This window comes from Streptomyces clavuligerus, from assembly GCF_005519465.1.
Classification (GTDB): domain Bacteria; phylum Actinomycetota; class Actinomycetes; order Streptomycetales; family Streptomycetaceae; genus Streptomyces; species Streptomyces clavuligerus.
This window is the reverse complement of sequence record NZ_CP027858.1, coordinates 4,775,504-4,792,676: the sequence shown is the minus strand read 5'-3', so window position 1 is coordinate 4,792,676 and position 17,173 is coordinate 4,775,504. Positions and strand designations below refer to the sequence as shown.

Here is a 17,173-nt window from a genome sequence, read left to right as displayed (position 1 = left end):
GACGCGGATTCCGCCCCGGTCCGGCGAAGCGAACGAGCGGGGAGCGTGAGACGTGACCAGAGACAGCACAGGGGGACGGCACCCCCTCCCGGATGCCCTGAGGCGTTACGCCCTCGGGACCCTCGGCGCCGTGGAGATCCGCTCCGTGGAACCCCACATCGACGCGTGCGCCGACTGCCGAGCACAGATCGCGGTGGTCTCCGACCCCGTCCCGATCGAGCGGGGGTGGCAGCGCCTCGACCACGCGCTCGACACACCGGTACCCGGCCGGTGCGAACGGCTGCTGCTCACGGTCGGGGTGTCCGACCACACGGCACGGCTGTTGGCCGCCACGGCGATGCTGCGGTCGAGTTGGCTCTGCGGCACGGCGCTGACACTGGTCCTGACCGTCCTGCTGGCACGGTCCGCGGCAGCGGCGGCGCCGGTGTCCTTCCTCGCCGTGGCACCCCTGCTGCCTGCCGCCGGGATCGCGGTCTCCATCGGCAGACACAGCGATCCGGCGTACGAACTGGGGAAGGTCGCCGCCCCGAGTGGGTTCCGGCTCGTTCTGCTGCGGATGACAGCCGTACTCGCCGCCACCCTGCCACTGACGGCACTGGCGGCGCTCTCCCTCCCCGTCTCCGGGTTCCGCGCGTTCTGCTGGGTCCTGCCCTCTCTCCTCGTCACCGTCCTCTGTCTGCTGCTGCTGCCGCGGACCGGTGCGATGCCCGCCGCCACCGTGAGTGTCGGTGTCTGGCTCACGGCGGTATTCCTGACCCGCCACTCCGACCTGCTGTTCTCACCGGCCGCCCAGGCCGTGCTCGCGGGGATGCTGCTTGCCGCGCTCCTGCTGCTGCTGCTGCTGCGAGCCGACTTCGACTTCGACAAGGAGATCCGTGTATGACCATTCGACCCGGCGCCGGGGACGGCACCTCCGTGGACCGGTTAACGGTCCGTTACCGCAAGGCTCACGCACTCGACGGGATCTCCTTGAGCCTGGGCTCCGGTGTCACCGGACTGCTCGGCCCCAACGGTGCGGGGAAAACAACGCTGATGCGCGTGCTGGCCACCGCTTCGATCCCCTCCGAGGGGGAAGTGACGGTCCTGGGGCGGGACCCGCGCGTGCCCGCCCAGCGGCAGGACATCCGCCGCCGCCTCGGCTACCTGCCGCAGACACCGGGATTCCACCATCACTTCACCGCGTTCGAGTTCGTGGACTACGTGGCGATCCTCAAGGAGCACACCGACCGCCGCGGCCGTCATGACGAGGTACGGCGGGTTCTGGAAGCCGTCGGCCTGAGCCAGGACCGCAGCAAGAAGATCAAGGCTCTCTCCGGCGGGATGCGCCAGCGCGTCGCCCTGGCGGCGGCTCTGATCGGCGATCCCGAACTGCTCATCCTCGACGAACCCACGGTCGGGCTCGACCCCGAACAGCGGCTGAGGTTCCGCGAACTGATCGCCGACATCGCCGCCCGCCGTCCGGTCCTCCTGTCCACGCACCAGACCGAGGACGTGGCCGCTCTCTGCCACCGCGTCATCGTCATGGGGCGGGGCCGGGTGCGCCATGACTCCAGCCCTCGTGAACTCAGCGAAGTCGCCCGGGGAGCCGTCTGGTTCAGCGGGGAGCGCGACCCCCGGGCCCTCGCGGGCTGGCGTACCGGCACAGGCGCGTTCCGCAACATCGGCAGCCCTCCGCCCGGCGCCGAGCTCGCCGAGCCCACCCTTGAGGACGCCTACCTGCTGCTCAACGCGGACCTGCCCGCCCACACCCAGGAAGGCAGCACCCCGTGAGCGCCATCCGCCAGGAGGCGCCGCCCGCCTCCGCGCACCGGGCAACCGGTTCGCGACCCGTACGGTCCCTCGCCGTGGTGGAGGCGAGCCGTCTGATCCGGCACCCGCTCGTACTCGGCACCATGGCTCTGTGCTGTGTGCTGTGGATCTACCAGACCGCGGTCACCCACGACACCGCCTTCCCGGTCCTGCACGACCAGGACAGGTATCTCCAGACGCAGTTACTGATACTGGCCGCCGGTGTCTTCCTCGGTACCCACATCGCCGTTCTGCGCTCCGCCCGGGACGAGACGGAGCCGTGGTTCGCCCTCATGGTCCTCACGCCCTGGCAGCGAACCGCCGCCCACCTGCTGGCCGTGCTGCCCGTCGCCGGGCTCGCCGCCCTGCTGGTCACCGTACGGATCGTCTGGCTGGCGCTGCTGCCCGGAGCCATTGGCTCCCCCTCCCCCGCCGAGCTCGCGACGAGCCCGGCCGTGGTCCTGCTCGCCGGCACGCTGGCCGTGCTGACCGGCACCCTCGTCCGCGCGGTCGCCGCAGGCCCGCTGATCCTGGGTGTGGCGGCGATCGCCACCGTCGCGGGCGGCATCGCCGACTCCTCCTCCTGGCGGTGGCTCCTGCCCACCGCCGAGGAGGACGACATGCGGACCGCGCTGCCCGCCCATCTGCTGGACCGTCCGGCGGGGCCCCATCTCGTCTACGTCCTTCTCCTGGTGGCCGTCTGCGCCGTGGGCGCCCTGCTGCGGGCCGGTATGGCATCCGCCGCCGTCCGTACGGCCGGGGTACTCGCCCTCGTCGGCGCGGTCTCTGTCGGCGCTCTTCAGCTCCAGCACGCCCGGGACGGTGCGGCGGAAGCACAGGCCCTGGACTCGCCCTCGCGGCAGCAGCGGTGCGCCGAAGAGGGAGGGGTGCGCTACTGCGCCTATCCGGACTTCACCGACCGCCGGGAGCAGTGGGCCCCCGTCGCCCGTGCGATCCTCGCTCCGCTGCCCGTGGAGGCCCGGAACGCACGGTATGTCGTACGCCAGCACATCTCACCGGACACCGGCCCTCTCGTCGTCCTCGACGTCGCCGGGATGCTGCGGAAATGGGCGCTGGACGACCGGCGCGCGGGTACCCCGGGCGCCGTCGTGGTGGGAACCCACTGGGGCGACCACAGCGATCAGGGCAGCGACGCGACAGCGGGCTTCGCCACGGAGTTCGCCCACCGCGCTGTCGCCGGGGAGGGCGCCGCCCTCGACGCGGCCTCCCCCAGCGGCACGGTCCGCGCGTGCGGCGCCCGCGCCGTGGTCTCCGTATGGCTCGCCGGCCAGGCCGCCCCCATGACCGAGCGAGCCCTGCGCTCCGTACTCGGGCGCAGCGGCGGCGACGTCGTCGGCTTCGCCGGGACGCTCAGCACCACCGAGTTCGGACGGATGGAGACGGACCTGGGCATGGCGCTGCTCGACCGGCCCCGGGACGACGTGGCCCGAGGCGTCCGGAGGTCGTGGGACGAACTCACGGCGGCGGCCACCACCGCCCGGCGCGCGGCTGAGCTCCTCGGCGTGCCCGTACCCGCCGGCTCCGGAAAGGGGTGCGCATCGTGATCGCTCCTCGAACAGCACCGGCGGCAGGGCCCGTTCCACGGAAGCGGAAGAAGGCTGTATCGGGACGGCGGTACGCGGCACAGGTCCGCGCCCTCCTCCCCTTCGAACGCCGGGCGGCACGGACCGGGCCGCTGCTGTGGGGCGCGGCCGTGGGCATCGTCTCCTGCGCCGTACCCGCGGTCTTCGGCCTGTCGCTCGTGCCCGGCGCGGCAGCCGCACTGCTGTTCCTGTCGGCGGTGGTGGGCGCGGTCGGCACCGTCTTCGCCCTGGAGGACCGGGCCGCGCCGACCACCGGCCTGTGCCCGTCCCCCTGGTGGCTGCGGCGTTCTCTGCGGACCGCATCCGCTCTGCTGCTCCTCACGGTCGCCTGGTGCGCCGGTGCCGCGCTGGTGCACCAGGCGCTCCCGCCCGCGGAACGTCCCGTCTTCCCCTACGCGGACGCGGCCGTCGCCGCACTGGCGCTCAGCCTCCTCGCGATGGCGCTCGCCCTTCTCACGGCCCGCTTCACCCAGGGCCGCGGCAATGGTGCGGCAGCAGCCTCCGCGTTCGCCCTCTGCGTCCTCGTCCTGCTGTTCCTCCCCTCCGGCATCGAGTTGTTCAGCAGTCCGGAGGACCTGCCCCGCTGGGAGGCGGCGGCTGCACGCTGGGACGTGTTCGCGCTCCTGCTCGCCCCGGTCACCGCCCTCCTGCACCGGCAGCCCCCGCCTCGGGAGGGCGGCAACGGAAAACGACGGGGCGTTTCTCCGGCATTGGGGCGAGGCCCGGGAGCGCGGGATCTCCGACGGAGTCAGCACGATCACCAGTGATCGGCTTCACAGGATGAAGCCCTGTCGGCGCGGGTCCGCGCCCTGATCGCCCGGACGCCTTCCCGTCTCGGCCCCTGTACGGCCCCTGGGCCGGGGAAGGCGTCGACCGGGCCGTCAAGATGCCTTCCACCGGCTGGCTTGATTCAGCAGAACTGCTGGTCAGACCGTTTTTTCTGGGGTGGGGCGGGTGGGACTCGAACCCACGGCCGACGGATTATGAGTCCGCTGCTCTAACCGGCTGAGCTACCGCCCCCAACGGCGCGTCGCGCACATTTGTGCGCGCCGTCTGCCGCAGCATAGCCGCTCATACGATCTCCTGCTCCGGATGGTCGGCAACGCTTGAGGGAGAAGACCTCGGGGAGGCCCGCCCGGTTCCCGAACTCCTGCAGAACATACGAAAAAGGACCCTCTAGGGGCCCTCTTCCATATCGCTCCCCCGGCTGGACTCGAACCAGCAACCCTCCGGTTAACAGCCGAATGCTCTGCCAATTGAGCTACAGGGGATCGCGCTCCCCCGACTGGACTCGAACCAGTAACCTGCCGGTTAACAGCCGGCTGCTCTGCCAATTGAGCTACAGGGGATTGCCTCGCGTGCACCGAACGTACCTCCTCGGGATGCTCCCGGAGGGCGTGCGTTCGCTGCGACACATACATTAGCGCAAGCAGGGGGGTGCTCCGCCAATCGGTAGGGTCCAGAACGATCACGGACCCGCCGGAGCGGGCGGGCGGGCACCTGTGGACGCAAGCGAAGGGTGGCAGCGCCATGCGGTACAGGCTCACGTTCGTCGCCGGGCTCGCTCTCGGGTACGTGCTGGGAACACGCGCCGGACGCGAGCGGTACGAACAGCTCAGGAAGAGCGTCCGGCAGATCTCGCAGAACCCGGCGGTGCGCAACGCCGCCGAGTCCGCCGCGCTGGAGGGCAGGCAGCTCGCCGGGCGGGCCTTCCACGCCGTGAGCGACAAGATCGGCGACCGGGTCCCCGAATCCGTCGCGGAGCGGGTCCGCTCCCTGCGGGAACGGGGCACGAACGGCGAGGACGACTGGGGAACCAGCAACACCTGACACCGGCGGCCCGCCCGTGGGGCAGAATCTCCCTCCATGGGGATAGTCGCCGGCTTGGACAGTTCATCTGCGTTCACCCAGATCGTCGTCTGTGACGCCGACACGGGCGCGGTGCTGCGGCAGGGCTACGCGCCGCACGCCGTGGACCCCAAAGCCGTGGAGGCCGATCCGCAGACCTGGCTGCTCTCGCTGGGCGAGGCGGCGACCGGGGGCCTGCTCGAAGGGGTCCAGGCCATCGGGGTCTGCGCGCAGCAGGGCCTCGTCCCGCTCGACCAGCAGGGCACGCTCGTCCGGCCCGCGCTCCTCGGCAACGACAAACGGGCACAGGTCGCCGCCGCCGATCTGATCGACGGGCTGGGCGGGCGCGAGTACTGGGCGCACGCCGTGGGCTCCGTGCCGCAGGCCACCCACCCCGTCGCCAAGCTGCGCTGGCTGGCCCGGACCGAGCCCCAGGCAGCCCGCCGCGTCGCCGCCGTGCTCCAGCCGCACGACTGGCTGGTGTGGCAGCTCCTCGGCCGCCCGCCGCGCAGGACCACCGACCGGGGCAGCGCCTCCGGGACCGGGTACTGGTCCGCGGGGACCGGCGGCTACCGGCCCGACCTCGTCGAACTGGCCCTCGGCCACCAGTGCGCCCTGCCGGAGGTGCTCGGCCCCGCCGACGCCGCCGGCACCACCCCCGAAGGACTGCTGATCTCCGCCGGGACCGGCGAGACCATGGCGGCCGCCCTCGGGCTCGGCGTACGCCCCGGGGACGCGGTGATCTCCCTCGGCGCCACCGGCTCCGTCATGGCCGTCCACCACGAGGCACTCGCCGACCCCCACGGGATGATCACCTCGTACGCCGACGCCACCGGGCTCCACCTGCCCGTCGTCCACACACTGAACGCGGTACGGGTGCTGCGCGGCACCGCCGAGATGCTGGGCGTCGACGATCTGGACACCCTCTCCGGCCTCGCGCTGAAGTCCACCCCCGGCTCCTGCGGACTGGTGCTCCTGCCCTATCTGGAGGGCGAGCGCACCCCCCGGCTGCCGCACACCGCGGGCACCCTCAGCGGGCTGCGCCGGGAGTCGATGAAGCCCGAGCACCTGGCGCGGGCCGCCTTCGAGGGGATGCTCTGCTCGCTCGCCGACGCGCTCGACGTGCTGCGCGGACGCGGCGTCGACGTCCGCCGGGTCTTCCTGCTCGGCGCGAGCGCCGGACTGCCCGCCGTGCAGGCCGTCGCACCCGGGATCTTCGGCACCCAGGTCGTGGTGCCACAGCCCGCCGACTACACCGCCCTCGGCGCCGCCCGCCAGGCCGCTTGGGCGCTCGGCGTCGCCCACGGAACCCTGTCCCCCGCCGCCCCGCCCCACTGGCCGGAACCCGCCCTCCAGATCCTCGACCCCGGCGACACCGCCGCCGTGGGCCACGCCATCCGCCAGCAGTACGCCGCCACCCGCGACCAGCTCCACCCCGGCGCCTTCGGCTACTGATACTGATCTTTTTGTGGCTCGGTTCTCTGTCTTTTGTGGCTCGGTTCGCCTCCGGGGTGCCAGAGCGTGCGCCGACGGTCGCCCCCTTTTTTTGTGGCTCGGTTCGCCTCCGGGTGCCAGAGCGTGCGCCGACGGTCGACCGTGCTCGGCCGCTCGTTCCTCACGGCCTGCGCGCGCTCTCCGCTTTCGGCACCCGCGGCACCCCTTCGGCTCACTCGCCCGCAGGGTCGAGGCAAACGCCCGGCCCAAGAGGCGGGGGCCCGCGCTCCGCTCCCGGCAGCCACACGCCCCCGCCGGAACCGTCCCGGGCCAAGGCGACCGTCCGCGCCGGGACGGGGTGCGGGTGGTGTGGCTCACTCGCCCGGTGGGGCGGGTGCCGGAGCCCCCGTTCTTGACCACCCCTTGTAACAAATCCTTGGGGCTCGGTGGCCCGCGTGACGCAAGATGGGATGTCCCCCTCGTCCATCCCCCCTCTTCGTCGAGCCCGAGAGACAGCGCGTGCTGATACAACTCCTGCGGAGCCATCTCGCCCCGTACAGACAACCGATCACCCTGCTGGTCGTCCTCCAGCTCCTCCAGACCAGCGCCACGCTCTACCTGCCCAATCTGAACGCCGACATCATCGACAAGGGTGTGGTCCGGGGCGACACCGGCGAGATCATGCGGCTGGGTGCCGTCATGATCGGCATCAGTCTGGTGCAGGTGGTCTGCAACATCGGCGCCGTCTACTACGGCGCCCGCACCGCCGCCGCCCTCGGCCGGGACGTCCGGACCGCCGTCTTCGACCGGGTGCAGAGCTTCTCCGCCCGGGAGGTCGGGCACTTCGGGGCGCCGTCGCTGATCACCCGTACCACCAATGACGTGCTCCAGGTCCAGACGCTGGTCCTGATGTCCTTCACCCTGATGGTCTCCGCGCCGATCATGTGCGTCGGCGGCATCGTGATGGCGCTCGGGCAGGACGTGGCGCTCTCCACCGTGCTGCTCGCCGTGGTCCCGGTGCTGGGCATCGCGGTCACGCTCCTCGTGCTCAGGATGCGGCCCCTCTTCCGCGCCATGCAGGAACGTCTCGACACCGTGAACCGGGTGCTCCGGGAGCAGATCACCGGTAACCGGGTCATCCGGGCCTTCGTCCGCGACGGCTACGAGCAGGAGCGTTTCCGCGCGGCCAACACCGATCTGACCGAGGTGGCGCTCGGCACCGGGCGGCTGACCGCGCTGATGTTCCCGACCGTGCTGACGGTGGTGAACGTCTCCTCCGTGGCCGTCGTGTGGTTCGGCGCGCACCGGATCGACAGCGGGGCGATCGAGATCGGTCAGCTCACCGCGTTCCTCGCCTATCTGATGCAGATCGTGATGGCCGTGATGATGGCCACGTTCATGTTCATGATGGTGCCGCGCGCCGAGGTCTGCGCCGAGCGCATCCAGGAGGTGCTGGACACCCCGTCCAGCGTGGCGCCGCCCGCGGAGCCGGTGCGCGAGCTGTCGCGCCACGGGCACCTGGAGATCCGGGACGTCGACTTCAGCTACCCGGGGGCCGAGGAGTCCGTCCTGCGCTCCATCGGCCTGGTGGCCCGCCCCGGGGAGACCACCGCGGTTATCGGCTCCACCGGAAGCGGGAAGTCCACCCTGCTGGGGCTCGTGCCCCGGCTCTTCGACGTCACGGACGGCGCCGTCCTCGTCGACGGGGCGGATGTCCGCGACCTCGATCCGGATCTGCTGGCGCGGACCGTGGGGCTCGTCCCGCAGAAGCCGTACCTCTTCTCCGGAACCGTGGCCACCAACCTCCGCTACGGCCGTCCCGACGCCGACGACGAGGAGCTGTGGCACGCCCTGGAGGTCGCGCAGGCGGCCGACTTCGTCCGGGAGCTGGACGCCGGGCTGAACGCGCCGATCGCCCAGGGCGGGACCAATGTCTCCGGCGGTCAGCGGCAGCGGCTCGCGATCGCGCGGACGCTGGTGCAGCGGCCGGAGATCTATCTCTTCGACGACTCCTTCTCGGCGCTCGACTACGCCACGGACGCGGCGCTGCGCTCCGCCCTCGCCGCGGAGACCGCCGAGGCGACCGTGGTGATCGTCGCCCAGCGGGTGTCCACCATCCGGGAGGCGGACCGGATCGTCGTCCTGGACGAGGGACGGGTGGTGGGCACCGGCACCCACCGTGAACTGATGGCCGGGAACGAGACCTACCGCGAGATCGTGCTCTCGCAGCTGACGGAGGCCGAGGCCGCATGAGCAGCCCACGCGTGATGATGGGCGGCTCGGCCGAGCGGTCCATGGACTTCAAGGGGTCCGGCAAGCGGCTGCTGAAGCAGCTCGCGCCGGACCGGGCGCTGCTGTGGGTGATGCTCGCGGCGGCGGTGCTGAGCGTCGGCCTCTCGGTGGCCGGTCCGATGGTGCTGGGCTGGGCGACCGACCGGGTCTTCGCCGGTGTGGTGGGCCGGGAGCTGCCCGAGGGCACCACCAAGGAGGAGACGGTCGAACGGCTGCGCTCCGAGGGCGACGGCTCGCTCGCCGACATGCTCTCCGGGGTGGACTTCGTGCCCGGCCGGGGCATCGACTTCGGCGCCGTCGGCGAGGTGCTGCTGATCGCGCTGGCGCTCTTCGTGGTCTCCGGGCTGCTGGCGCTGGTCTCCACCCGGCTGGCCATCGTGGTGATCAACCGCTCGATGCACCGGATGCGCGCGGAGGTGCAGGCGAAGCTCTCCCGGCTGCCGCTGTCGTACTTCGACCGGGCCAAGCGCGGCGAGGTGCTGAGCCGGGTCACCAACGACATCGACAACATCTCCCAGACCCTCCAGCAGACGATGGGCCAGTTGATCAACTCGCTGCTGACCATCGTGGGCGTGCTCGGGATGATGTTCTGGGTCTCGCCGCTGCTGGCGCTGGTCGCGCTGGTGACGGTGCCGGTGTCGGTCGTCGTGGCGGCCCGGGTGGGCAAGCGCTCCCAGCCCCACTTCGTCCAGCAGTGGAAGTCGACGGGGAAGCTCAACGCCCATATCGAGGAGATGTACACCGGCCATACGCTGGTGAAGGTCTTCGGGCGGCAGCGGGAGTCGGCCGGGCAGTTCGCCGAGCAGAACGAGGCGCTGTACGAGGCCGGGTTCAAGGCGCAGTTCCACAGCGGGGTCATGCAGCCGCTGATGTTCTTCGTCTCCAATCTGAACTATGTGCTGGTCGCGGTGGTCGGCGGGCTCCGGGTGGCCTCGGGCTCGCTGTCGATCGGCGAGGTGCAGGCGTTCATCCAGTACTCGCGCCAGTTCTCGATGCCGCTGACACAGGTGGCGTCGATGGCGAATCTGGTGCAGTCGGGCGTGGCCTCGGCAGAGCGCGTCTTCGAGCTGCTGGACGCCGAGGAGCAGGAGGCGGACGGCCCGTCCGTGGAGCGCCCCGAGCGGCCCGCCGGACAGGTCTCGCTGGAGAAGGTCTCGTTCCGCTACGAGCCGGACAGGCCGCTGATCGAGGATCTCTCGCTGCGGGTCGAGCCGGGGCAGACGGTCGCGATCGTGGGCCCCACCGGCGCGGGCAAGACCACGCTGGTGAATCTGCTGATGCGGTTCTACGAGGTCACCGGCGGCCGGATCGGTCTCGACGGGGTGGACGTGGCCAAGATGTCGCGGGACGAGCTGCGTTCGTCGATCGGCATGGTCCTCCAGGACACCTGGCTGTTCGGCGGGACGATCGCGGACAACATCGCGTACGGCGCGGCACCGGGCCGGAAGGTCACCCGGGCCGAGATCGAGGAGGCGGCGCGGGCCGCGCACGCGCACCGGTTCATCCGGACGCTGCCGGACGGCTACGACACCGTGCTCGCCGACGACGGTGCCGAGGGGGCCGGGGTCAGCGCGGGCGAGAAGCAGCTCATCACCATCGCGCGGGCGTTCCTGTCCGACCCGGTGATCCTGGTGCTCGACGAGGCGACCAGCTCGGTCGACACCCGTACGGAGGTGCTGATCCAGAAGGCGATGGCCCGGCTCGCGCACGGCCGGACCAGCTTTGTCATCGCGCACCGGCTCTCCACCATCCGGGACGCGGACGTGATCCTGGTGATGGAGAACGGCTCGATCGTCGAACAGGGCACCCATGACGAGCTGCTGACGGCGGGCGGCGCCTACGCCCGGCTGTACTCGGCGCAGTTCGCGGAGGCGGTGGCGGAGGTCGACTGAGTCCCGGGGCCGCCCGGGACCCAGCCGGGCGGTTCAGTCGAGATAGCCGCGGAGCTGGTCGGCGAAGGCGTGGTCGCGCAGCTTGTTGAGGGTCTTGGACTCGATCTGGCGAATCCGCTCCCGGGTCACGCCGAAGATCCGTCCGATCTCCTCCAGGGTGCGCGGCCTGCCGTCGGCCAGGCCGTAGCGGAGCTGGACCACCTTGCGCTCGCGCTCGCCGAGCGTGGAGAGCACGGCCTCCAGATGCTCCCGCAGCAGCAGGAAGGCGGCGGACTCGACGGGGGACGCGGCGTCGCCGTCCTCGATGAGGTCGCCGAGGGCGACATCCTCCTCCTCCCCGACCGGCGCGTGCAGCGAGACCGGCTCCTGGGCGAGCCGCAGTACCTCGCTGACCCGCTCCGGGGGCAGGTCGAGCTGGGCGGCGACCTCCTCGGGGGTGGGCTCGCTGCCCTGCTCCTGGAGCATCCGGCGCTGCACCCGGACCACCCGGTTGATCAGTTCGACCACATGGACGGGGACCCTTATGGTGCGCGCCTGGTCGGCGAGAGCCCGGGACATGGCCTGGCGAATCCACCAGGTGGCGTACGTGGAGAACTTGTAGCCGCGGGTGTAGTCGAACTTCTCGACCGCGCGGATCAGCCCGAGATTGCCCTCCTGGACCAGGTCGAGCATGGTCAGTCCGCGGCCGACATAGCGCTTGGCGACGGAGACCACGAGCCGCAGATTGGCCTCGATCAGCCGGCGCTTGGCCATCCGGCCCATGACGACGAGCCGGTCGAGGTCGGCCGCGAGCCGGGAGCTGTTGAGGTCGGGGGTCGCGGCCAGCTTCTCCTCGGCGAAGAGCCCGGCCTCGACCCGGCGGGCCAGCTCCACCTCCTCGGCGGCGGTGAGCAGCGGAATCCTGCCGATCTCCCGCAGATACTGACGGAAGAGGTCGGAGGAGGGGCCGCTGCTCTCGGACCGGGCGGTACGGGCGGACCCCGGTCGTGGCGCGCTCTCCTCGGCGCCCGTCCCACCGATCGCCTCGGCACTCTCCTCGGCGTTCTCCTCGGCGCCCGCCCCGTCCTGAAGGGCCTCGGCCGCCGGGGCCTCGGGGTGGTGCGGCGACGGGCTCTGCGCGGGAACGGCCGGGAGGGGATCGGGCCGGGCAGAACGTTCCGCCGGGGTCTCGGTCAGGGTCCGGGTCTGCACGGGGGCGACCTCCAGGGTGATCGCTGCCGGGTCTGGGGGCGTACGGCAGCGGGACGGGGCGACCGGGGCGCCGCGTCCCGTACACGATGAACGATCCACGGGGGTGGGGAGGCCCACCGGAGGTGGACCGGCCGCCCTCCGGGGCTCGGGCACCGAATCCCAGTGTGGGGTACGACACACAGCCGCCACGAGGGGCGTGCGGAGAATTTTTGTCCTCGCTGTGACCCGGCGGTTACCCAGCGATCCGTTCTCCGGTGCGCACCGGGCCCGGCGCGGGGGCTCAGAGCGCCGCCGCGCCGTGGGTGCGCAGGGACTGGGCGTACTGCTGGAGCACCCACAGCTCGTTCTGGACGGCGGAGAACCGCTCGGGGTCCGCGTGCTGCCCGAGACGGGTCAGGGTGCCCTGGATCTCCAGCACCCGGCGGTCCACGGCGCGCAGCCGGACCTGGACGAGCTGCACTCCCGCGTAGATCTCGTCGACGGTCCGTGCGTGGATCGCCTCCACCGCCAGCTCGGTGACGAGCGCGCGGACGGTGTCGTTGGGCGCGGCCTCGCGCACCCGGGCGAGATAGCCGGGGCCGTCGCTGAGCCCCTGCTCGGTGCCGCCCGCGTCCGCGACGGTCTGCCGGACGGCCGCGTAGGGCGCCGCCGTGAACTCGTCCATCCCGTACGCGTCGAAGGCGGGAGAGACCAACTCGGGGTGCTGGAGCGCGAGTTTCAGCAGCTCGCGCTCGGTGCGGTGGGCGGGGCTGCGCAGATGGAGGGCGGGGCCGCCCGCCGGGGCGGGGGCGGTGGCCTGCTGCGGGGGCTGGGGGCCGCGCCGCCGGGTGTCGCCGGGGGCGGGGCCGCGTCCGCCCCGGTCCCGGGCCCAGCGGGCGAGCTGGGCCACCCGCTTGACCACGAATTGGGTGTCGAGGATGCCGATCATGCCCGCGAGCTGTACGGCGGACCCGTGCTGGATGGCCGGGTTCTTGATCTTGGCGACCACGGGGGCCGCCTCGTCGAGCGCCCCCGCCTGCCCCGCCGGGTTCTCCAGATTGTGCCGCTGGACGATCTGCCGCATGGCGAACTCGAACAGCGGGGTCCGGGAGCCCACCAGCGCCTCCACGGCCGCGTCGCCCTCGGCGAGCCGCAGATCACAGGGGTCCATCCCGCCCGGGGTGATCGCGATGGAGGTCTCGGCGGCGAACTTCTGATCGTCCTCGAAGGCCCGCAGCGCGGCCTTCTGCCCGGCGGCGTCACCGTCGAAGGTGAAGATCACCTCGGCGGTGGCATGGTCCATCAGCAGCCGTCGGAGGATCTTGATGTGGTCGCCGCCGAAGGCCGTGCCACAGGTGGCGATCGCGGTCGTCACCCCGGCCAGATGGCAGGCCATGACGTCGGTGTACCCCTCGACGACCACGGCCGTACTGGTCCGGACGATCTCCTTCTTGGCCAGATCGATCCCGTACAGCACCTGCGACTTCTTGTAAATCGCCGTCTCGGGGGTGTTCAGGTACTTGGGGCCGTTGTCGCTCTCGTGGAGCTTGCGGGCGCCGAAGCCGACGACATCGCCGGAGATATCGCGGATCGGCCACATCAGCCGGCCCCGGAAGCGGTCGATGGGGCCCCGGCGGCCCTCCTGGGAGAGGCCGGAGAGGGTCAGCTCCTTGTCGCTGAAGCCCTTGCCGCGCAGAAAACGGGTGAGGTGGTCCCAGCCCTGGGGGCTGTAGCCGACGCCGAAGTGCAGGGCCGCCGCCTGGTCGAAGCCGCGCTCGGCGAGGAAGGTGCGCCCGGCCGCCGCCTCGGGGCTGTTCTCCAGTTGCTCCGCGTAGTACTGGGCGGCGACCTTGTGGGCCTCGACCAGCCGGATGCGCTCGCCCCGCTGATGGCTGGGGTTGTAGCCGCCCTCCTCGTAGCGGAGGGTGATCCCGGCGGTGCCCGCCAGCCGCTCGACCGCCTCGGAGAAGGTGAGGTGGTCGATCTTCATCACGAAGGCGATCGTGTCGCCGCCTTCCTGGCAGCCGAAGCAGTGGAAGAGCCCCTTGCCCGGGCTGACCTGGAAGGACGGGGACTTCTCGTCATGGAAGGGGCAGAGCCCCTTCAGATTGCCGCCTCCCGCGTTGCGCAGCTGGAGGTACTCGGACACGACGGCATCGATCGGAACCGCGTCCCGTACCGCCTTGATGTCGTCATCGTTGATCCTGCCTGCCACGGGTGAATTCTACGGTGGACGGCCGACATCCCCGCCCGGCCGCGGACCCGGCCCCGGAGGGCTTCGGCGATCACGGCCGGGCGGGGGTGGCTCACCCCTGCCCGGACAGGGAGTCCAGCGGGACGGAGGGGTCGGCGAGCGCGTCCGCGTCCACGGCTCCGCCCGAACGGATCAGCTGCTGGATCGGGGCCGTGACGTCCCACACATTCACATTCATCCCCGCGAGCACCCGGCCCTCCTTCAGCCAGAACGCGATGAACTCCCGCTTCCCGGCGTCGCCGCGCACCACGACCTGGTCGTACGACCCGGCCGGGGCCCAGCCCGAGTACTCCATGCCCAGGTCGTACTGGTCGGAGAAGAAGTAGGGCACCCGGTCGTAGGCGACCTCCTGGCCGAGCATGGCGCGCGCGGCGGCCGGGCCGCCGTTGAGGGCGTTGGCCCAGTGCTCGACCCGCAGCCGGGCGCCGATCCCGGGGTGCTCGGCCGCGGCCACGTCGCCCGCCGCGTAGATGTCCGGGTCGGAGGTGCGCAGCGAGGCGTCGACGGCGATGCCGCCGCCGTGGGCCCGGTCGGCGAGGGTGAGCCCGGCGGCCTCGGCGAGGGCGGTGCGGGGGGCCGCCCCGATGGCGGCGAGGACGTCGTGCGCGGGGTGCTCGTCGCCGTCGTCGGTGCGGACGCCGAGCACCATGCCGTCCTGTCCGGTGATCTCGGTGAGCCGGGCGCCGAAGTGGAAGCGGACGCCGTGCTCCGTGTGCAGATCGGCGAAGAACTGCCCCAGCTCGGGGCCGATGGCCTGGTGCAACGGGGTGGGCTCGGGCTCGATGACGGTGACCTCGGCGCCGTAGGAACGGGCCGCGGCGGCGACCTCCAGACCGATCCACCCGGCTCCGGCGATCACGAGCTGCCCATTGTCCCGGCCGAGCGAGGCCAGTACCTGGCGGAGCCGTTCGGCGTGGGCGAGGCGGCGCAGATGGTGGACCCCGGCGAGAGACGTGCCGGGGATGTCCAGCCTGCGGGGCTCGGCCCCGGTGGCGAGCAGCAGCTTGTCGTAGCCGAGGACGGTGCCGTCGCTGAGCCGGACGGTCCTGGCCGCCCGGTCGACGGCGACGACACTCTGGCCGAGGTGGAGTTCCACATCGGCCTGGGCGTACCAGGAGGGCTCGTGGACGAAGACGCTGTCCCGCTCGTCCTTGCCCAGCAGATAGCCCTTGGACAGGGGCGGGCGCTCATAGGGATGGTCGCGTTCGTCGCCGACGAGGATCACCCGTCCGGTGAACCCCTCTTGGCGGAGGGTTTCGGCTGCCTTGGCCCCGGCGAGACCACCCCCGACGATGACGAAGGTCTGGTGTCCGTCGACCACTTCGTGCCTCCATGGTGTTCCGGCTGCTGTACTGATCGGCCTTCAGCGAGCCTCCCGCACCCGGCGGGATGGCGGAAGAGGGAGTGGTCCGGCGTGTCTCACCGGCGGCCGGGACCCGTCCGCGCCCCGGCGGACCCACCCGCGCCGCCGGGGCGCGGGGAGGCCGGGGCCGTACGGGGTCAGGGCCGCGCGGTGAGCCGGGCGTGCAGCGCGCGGGCGGCGGCGTCCGTGAGGGAGGCGAGCTGGTCCACGATCACCCTGCCCCGCTCGCGGTCGTCGTCCGCCGCCGTGAACAGGGCGTGGAACTGGGGCTCCAGGCCCTCGGGCGCGCGGGCGGCGAGCGCGTCGGCCAGCTCGGTGAGGAGGACGCGCTGCTCGGCGCGGATCGCCTCCTGGTCGGCGCGGCGCATCACATAGCGGTCGGCGACCGCCTTGAGGACGGCGCACTCCAGCCGGGTCTCCGCGGGGACGACCAGCTCGGCGCCGTACCGGGTGAGCCGTCCGGTGCCGTGGGCCAGCCGGGTGGCCTCCTCGGCGGCGAGACAGAACCGTCCGATGAGCTGGCTGGTGGCGTCCTTCAGCCGGGCCTGGGCGAGGGCCGATCCGTCGTACTCGTGCGGCCACCACTCCTGGGCGAGCAGCCTCTCCAGGGCGGCGGACAGCTCCTCGGGGTCGGTGTCCGCCGGGGTGTAGCGGCTGATCGCGACCTCCAGGACCGCCTTCCGCTCCGCCGCGGAGAGCAGCGCGCGGGGGTCGACATGTCCGGCGTGGAGGGCATCCTCCAGATCGTGGACGGAGTAGGCGACATCGTCGGACCAGTCCATGACCTGGGCCTCGAAGCAGGTGCGGCCCTCGGGGGCGCCTTCGCGGACCCAGGCGAAGACCGGCAGGTCGTCCTCGTACACCCCGAATTTGGCCGAGCCGGGGTCGGTGGGCCGGCCGCCGCGCGGCCAGGGGTACTTGGTGGCGGCGTCAAGGGCAGCGCGGGTGAGGTTGAGGCCGACGCTGACCACGTCCCCTCCGGGGGTGTGGACGAAGCGCTTGGGCTCGATCCGGGTGAGCAGCCGCAGGGACTGGGCGTTGCCCTCGAAGCCCCCGATGTCCTTCGCGATCTCGTTGAGCACGCTCTCGCCGTTGTGGCCGAACGGGGGGTGGCCCATGTCGTGGGAGAGACAGGCGGCCTCGACGAGGTCCGGGTCGCAGCCGAGGGCGGCGCCCAGCTCCCGGCCGACCTGGGCGCATTCGAGGGAGTGGGTGAGCCGGGTGCGGGGGCTGGCGTCCCAGGCGGGGTGGCGGGTGCCGGGGGTGACGACCTGGGTCTTGCCCGCGAGGCGGCGCAGCGCGGAGGAGTGGAGGACCCGGGCCCGGTCCCGCTGGAAGGCGGTCCGGCCGGGCCGTTTGTCGGGCTCGGGGGCGAAGCGGGCGGTGGCGGCCCCGTCGTAGGGGCCGGAGGCGCCGTGGCCGCCTTCGGCCCCGGTGCCGGGGCCGGGGGTGCCGTGGCGCGTGTCGGTGCGGCGGGGCTGGTCGGGGTGGTGGGTGGTACCGGTGGTGCCTGCCATGCTCCGACGGT

The 17,173-nt window shown here is 72.0% G+C and carries 12 protein-coding genes and 3 tRNA genes; 8 read left to right on the top strand and 7 right to left on the bottom strand.

Annotated elements, in window-relative coordinates; translation table 11 throughout:
* Positions 1–52: 52 nt before the first annotated feature.
* Genes CRV15_RS20140 through CRV15_RS20125 form a run of 4 tightly spaced genes read left to right on the top strand, consistent with a single transcriptional unit; the run spans position 53 to position 4,159 of the window.
* A complete protein-coding gene (locus CRV15_RS20140) occupies positions 53–883 on the top strand; it encodes a zf-HC2 domain-containing protein (RefSeq protein WP_003954035.1) in 831 nt (276 codons plus the stop codon).
* Positions 880–1,770 carry an ABC transporter ATP-binding protein gene (locus CRV15_RS20135; protein WP_003954034.1) on the top strand — a complete coding sequence of 297 codons (891 nt, stop codon included), beginning with the start codon at positions 880–882 and terminating at the stop codon, positions 1,768–1,770. Before CRV15_RS20140 ends, CRV15_RS20135 begins: the two co-directional genes overlap by 4 nt.
* Entirely contained in the window at positions 1,767–3,353 is a 1,587-nt protein-coding gene (locus CRV15_RS20130; protein WP_003954033.1) for a hypothetical protein, read from the top strand. The genes CRV15_RS20135 and CRV15_RS20130 overlap by 4 nt, the downstream gene beginning before the upstream one ends.
* Positions 3,350–4,159, top strand: coding sequence for a hypothetical protein (locus CRV15_RS20125; protein WP_003960390.1), 810 nt, complete (start codon positions 3,350–3,352; stop codon positions 4,157–4,159). Before CRV15_RS20130 ends, CRV15_RS20125 begins: the two co-directional genes overlap by 4 nt.
* A gap of 179 nt (positions 4,160–4,338) precedes the next feature.
* On the opposite strand, the gene CRV15_RS20120 is transcribed toward CRV15_RS20125, so the two are convergent.
* The 3 genes from CRV15_RS20120 to CRV15_RS20110 form a co-directional block, all read right to left on the bottom strand.
* Positions 4,339–4,412, bottom strand: a tRNA-Ile gene (locus tag CRV15_RS20120).
* Positions 4,413–4,590: 178 nt separating this feature from the next.
* A tRNA-Asn gene (locus CRV15_RS20115) sits at positions 4,591–4,663 on the bottom strand.
* A gap of 5 nt (positions 4,664–4,668) precedes the next feature.
* Positions 4,669–4,741: transfer RNA gene (locus CRV15_RS20110), tRNA-Asn, on the bottom strand.
* A gap of 181 nt (positions 4,742–4,922) precedes the next feature.
* On the opposite strand from CRV15_RS20110, the gene CRV15_RS20105 reads away from it, so the two are divergent.
* From CRV15_RS20105 to CRV15_RS20090, 4 genes are all read left to right on the top strand, one after another.
* Positions 4,923–5,222: a hypothetical protein gene (locus tag CRV15_RS20105; RefSeq protein ID WP_009996129.1), complete on the top strand. Its 300-nt coding sequence runs from the start codon at positions 4,923–4,925 to the stop codon at positions 5,220–5,222.
* Positions 5,223–5,258: 36 nt separating this feature from the next.
* Entirely contained in the window at positions 5,259–6,695 is a 1,437-nt protein-coding gene (locus CRV15_RS20100; RefSeq protein WP_003954029.1) for an FGGY family carbohydrate kinase, read from the top strand.
* Positions 6,696–7,193: 498 nt separating this feature from the next.
* Complete coding sequence (locus tag CRV15_RS20095; RefSeq protein WP_009996130.1) at positions 7,194–8,927, top strand: ABC transporter ATP-binding protein; 1,734 nt, start codon at positions 7,194–7,196, stop codon at positions 8,925–8,927.
* The gene (locus CRV15_RS20090; protein WP_003954026.1) at positions 8,924–10,858 is read left to right on the top strand and encodes an ABC transporter ATP-binding protein; all 1,935 of its coding nucleotides are present in this window, start codon (positions 8,924–8,926) and stop codon (positions 10,856–10,858) included. Before CRV15_RS20095 ends, CRV15_RS20090 begins: the two co-directional genes overlap by 4 nt.
* Positions 10,859–10,891: 33 nt before the next feature.
* Here the strand turns inward: CRV15_RS20090 and CRV15_RS20085 are convergent, their stop codons facing one another.
* The 4 genes from CRV15_RS20085 to CRV15_RS20070 all read right to left on the bottom strand — a co-directional run bounded on the left by CRV15_RS20085 (position 10,892) and on the right by CRV15_RS20070 (position 17,162).
* On the bottom strand, positions 10,892–12,049 hold the full coding sequence (locus CRV15_RS20085; RefSeq protein WP_003954025.1) for an RNA polymerase sigma factor: 1,158 nt from the start codon (positions 12,047–12,049) through the stop codon (positions 10,892–10,894).
* 280 nt (positions 12,050–12,329) lie between these two features.
* A complete protein-coding gene (dnaG, locus tag CRV15_RS20080; protein WP_003960394.1) occupies positions 12,330–14,243 on the bottom strand; it encodes a DNA primase in 1,914 nt (637 codons plus the stop codon).
* A 91-nt stretch (positions 14,244–14,334) separates the two neighbouring features.
* On the bottom strand, positions 14,335–15,603 hold the full coding sequence (locus CRV15_RS20075) for an NAD(P)/FAD-dependent oxidoreductase (protein WP_003960395.1): 1,269 nt from the start codon (positions 15,601–15,603) through the stop codon (positions 14,335–14,337).
* A gap of 179 nt (positions 15,604–15,782) precedes the next feature.
* Positions 15,783–17,162, bottom strand: a complete 1,380-nt coding sequence (locus tag CRV15_RS20070) for a deoxyguanosinetriphosphate triphosphohydrolase (RefSeq protein ID WP_003960396.1) — start codon at positions 17,160–17,162, stop codon at positions 15,783–15,785.
* Between the last annotated feature and the right edge of the window lie 11 nt (positions 17,163–17,173).

Coding starts and splice junctions, on each gene's coding strand:
- CRV15_RS20135 (WP_003954034.1), top strand. CDS start 880: ATGACCATTCGACCCGGCGCCGGGGACGGCACCTCCGTGGACCGGTTA.
- CRV15_RS20070 (WP_003960396.1), bottom strand. CDS start 17,162: ATGGCAGGCACCACCGGTACCACCCACCACCCCGACCAGCCCCGCCGC.
- CRV15_RS20100 (WP_003954029.1), top strand. CDS start 5,259: ATGGGGATAGTCGCCGGCTTGGACAGTTCATCTGCGTTCACCCAGATC.
- CRV15_RS20105 (WP_009996129.1), top strand. CDS start 4,923: ATGCGGTACAGGCTCACGTTCGTCGCCGGGCTCGCTCTCGGGTACGTG.
- CRV15_RS20090 (WP_003954026.1), top strand. CDS start 8,924: ATGAGCAGCCCACGCGTGATGATGGGCGGCTCGGCCGAGCGGTCCATG.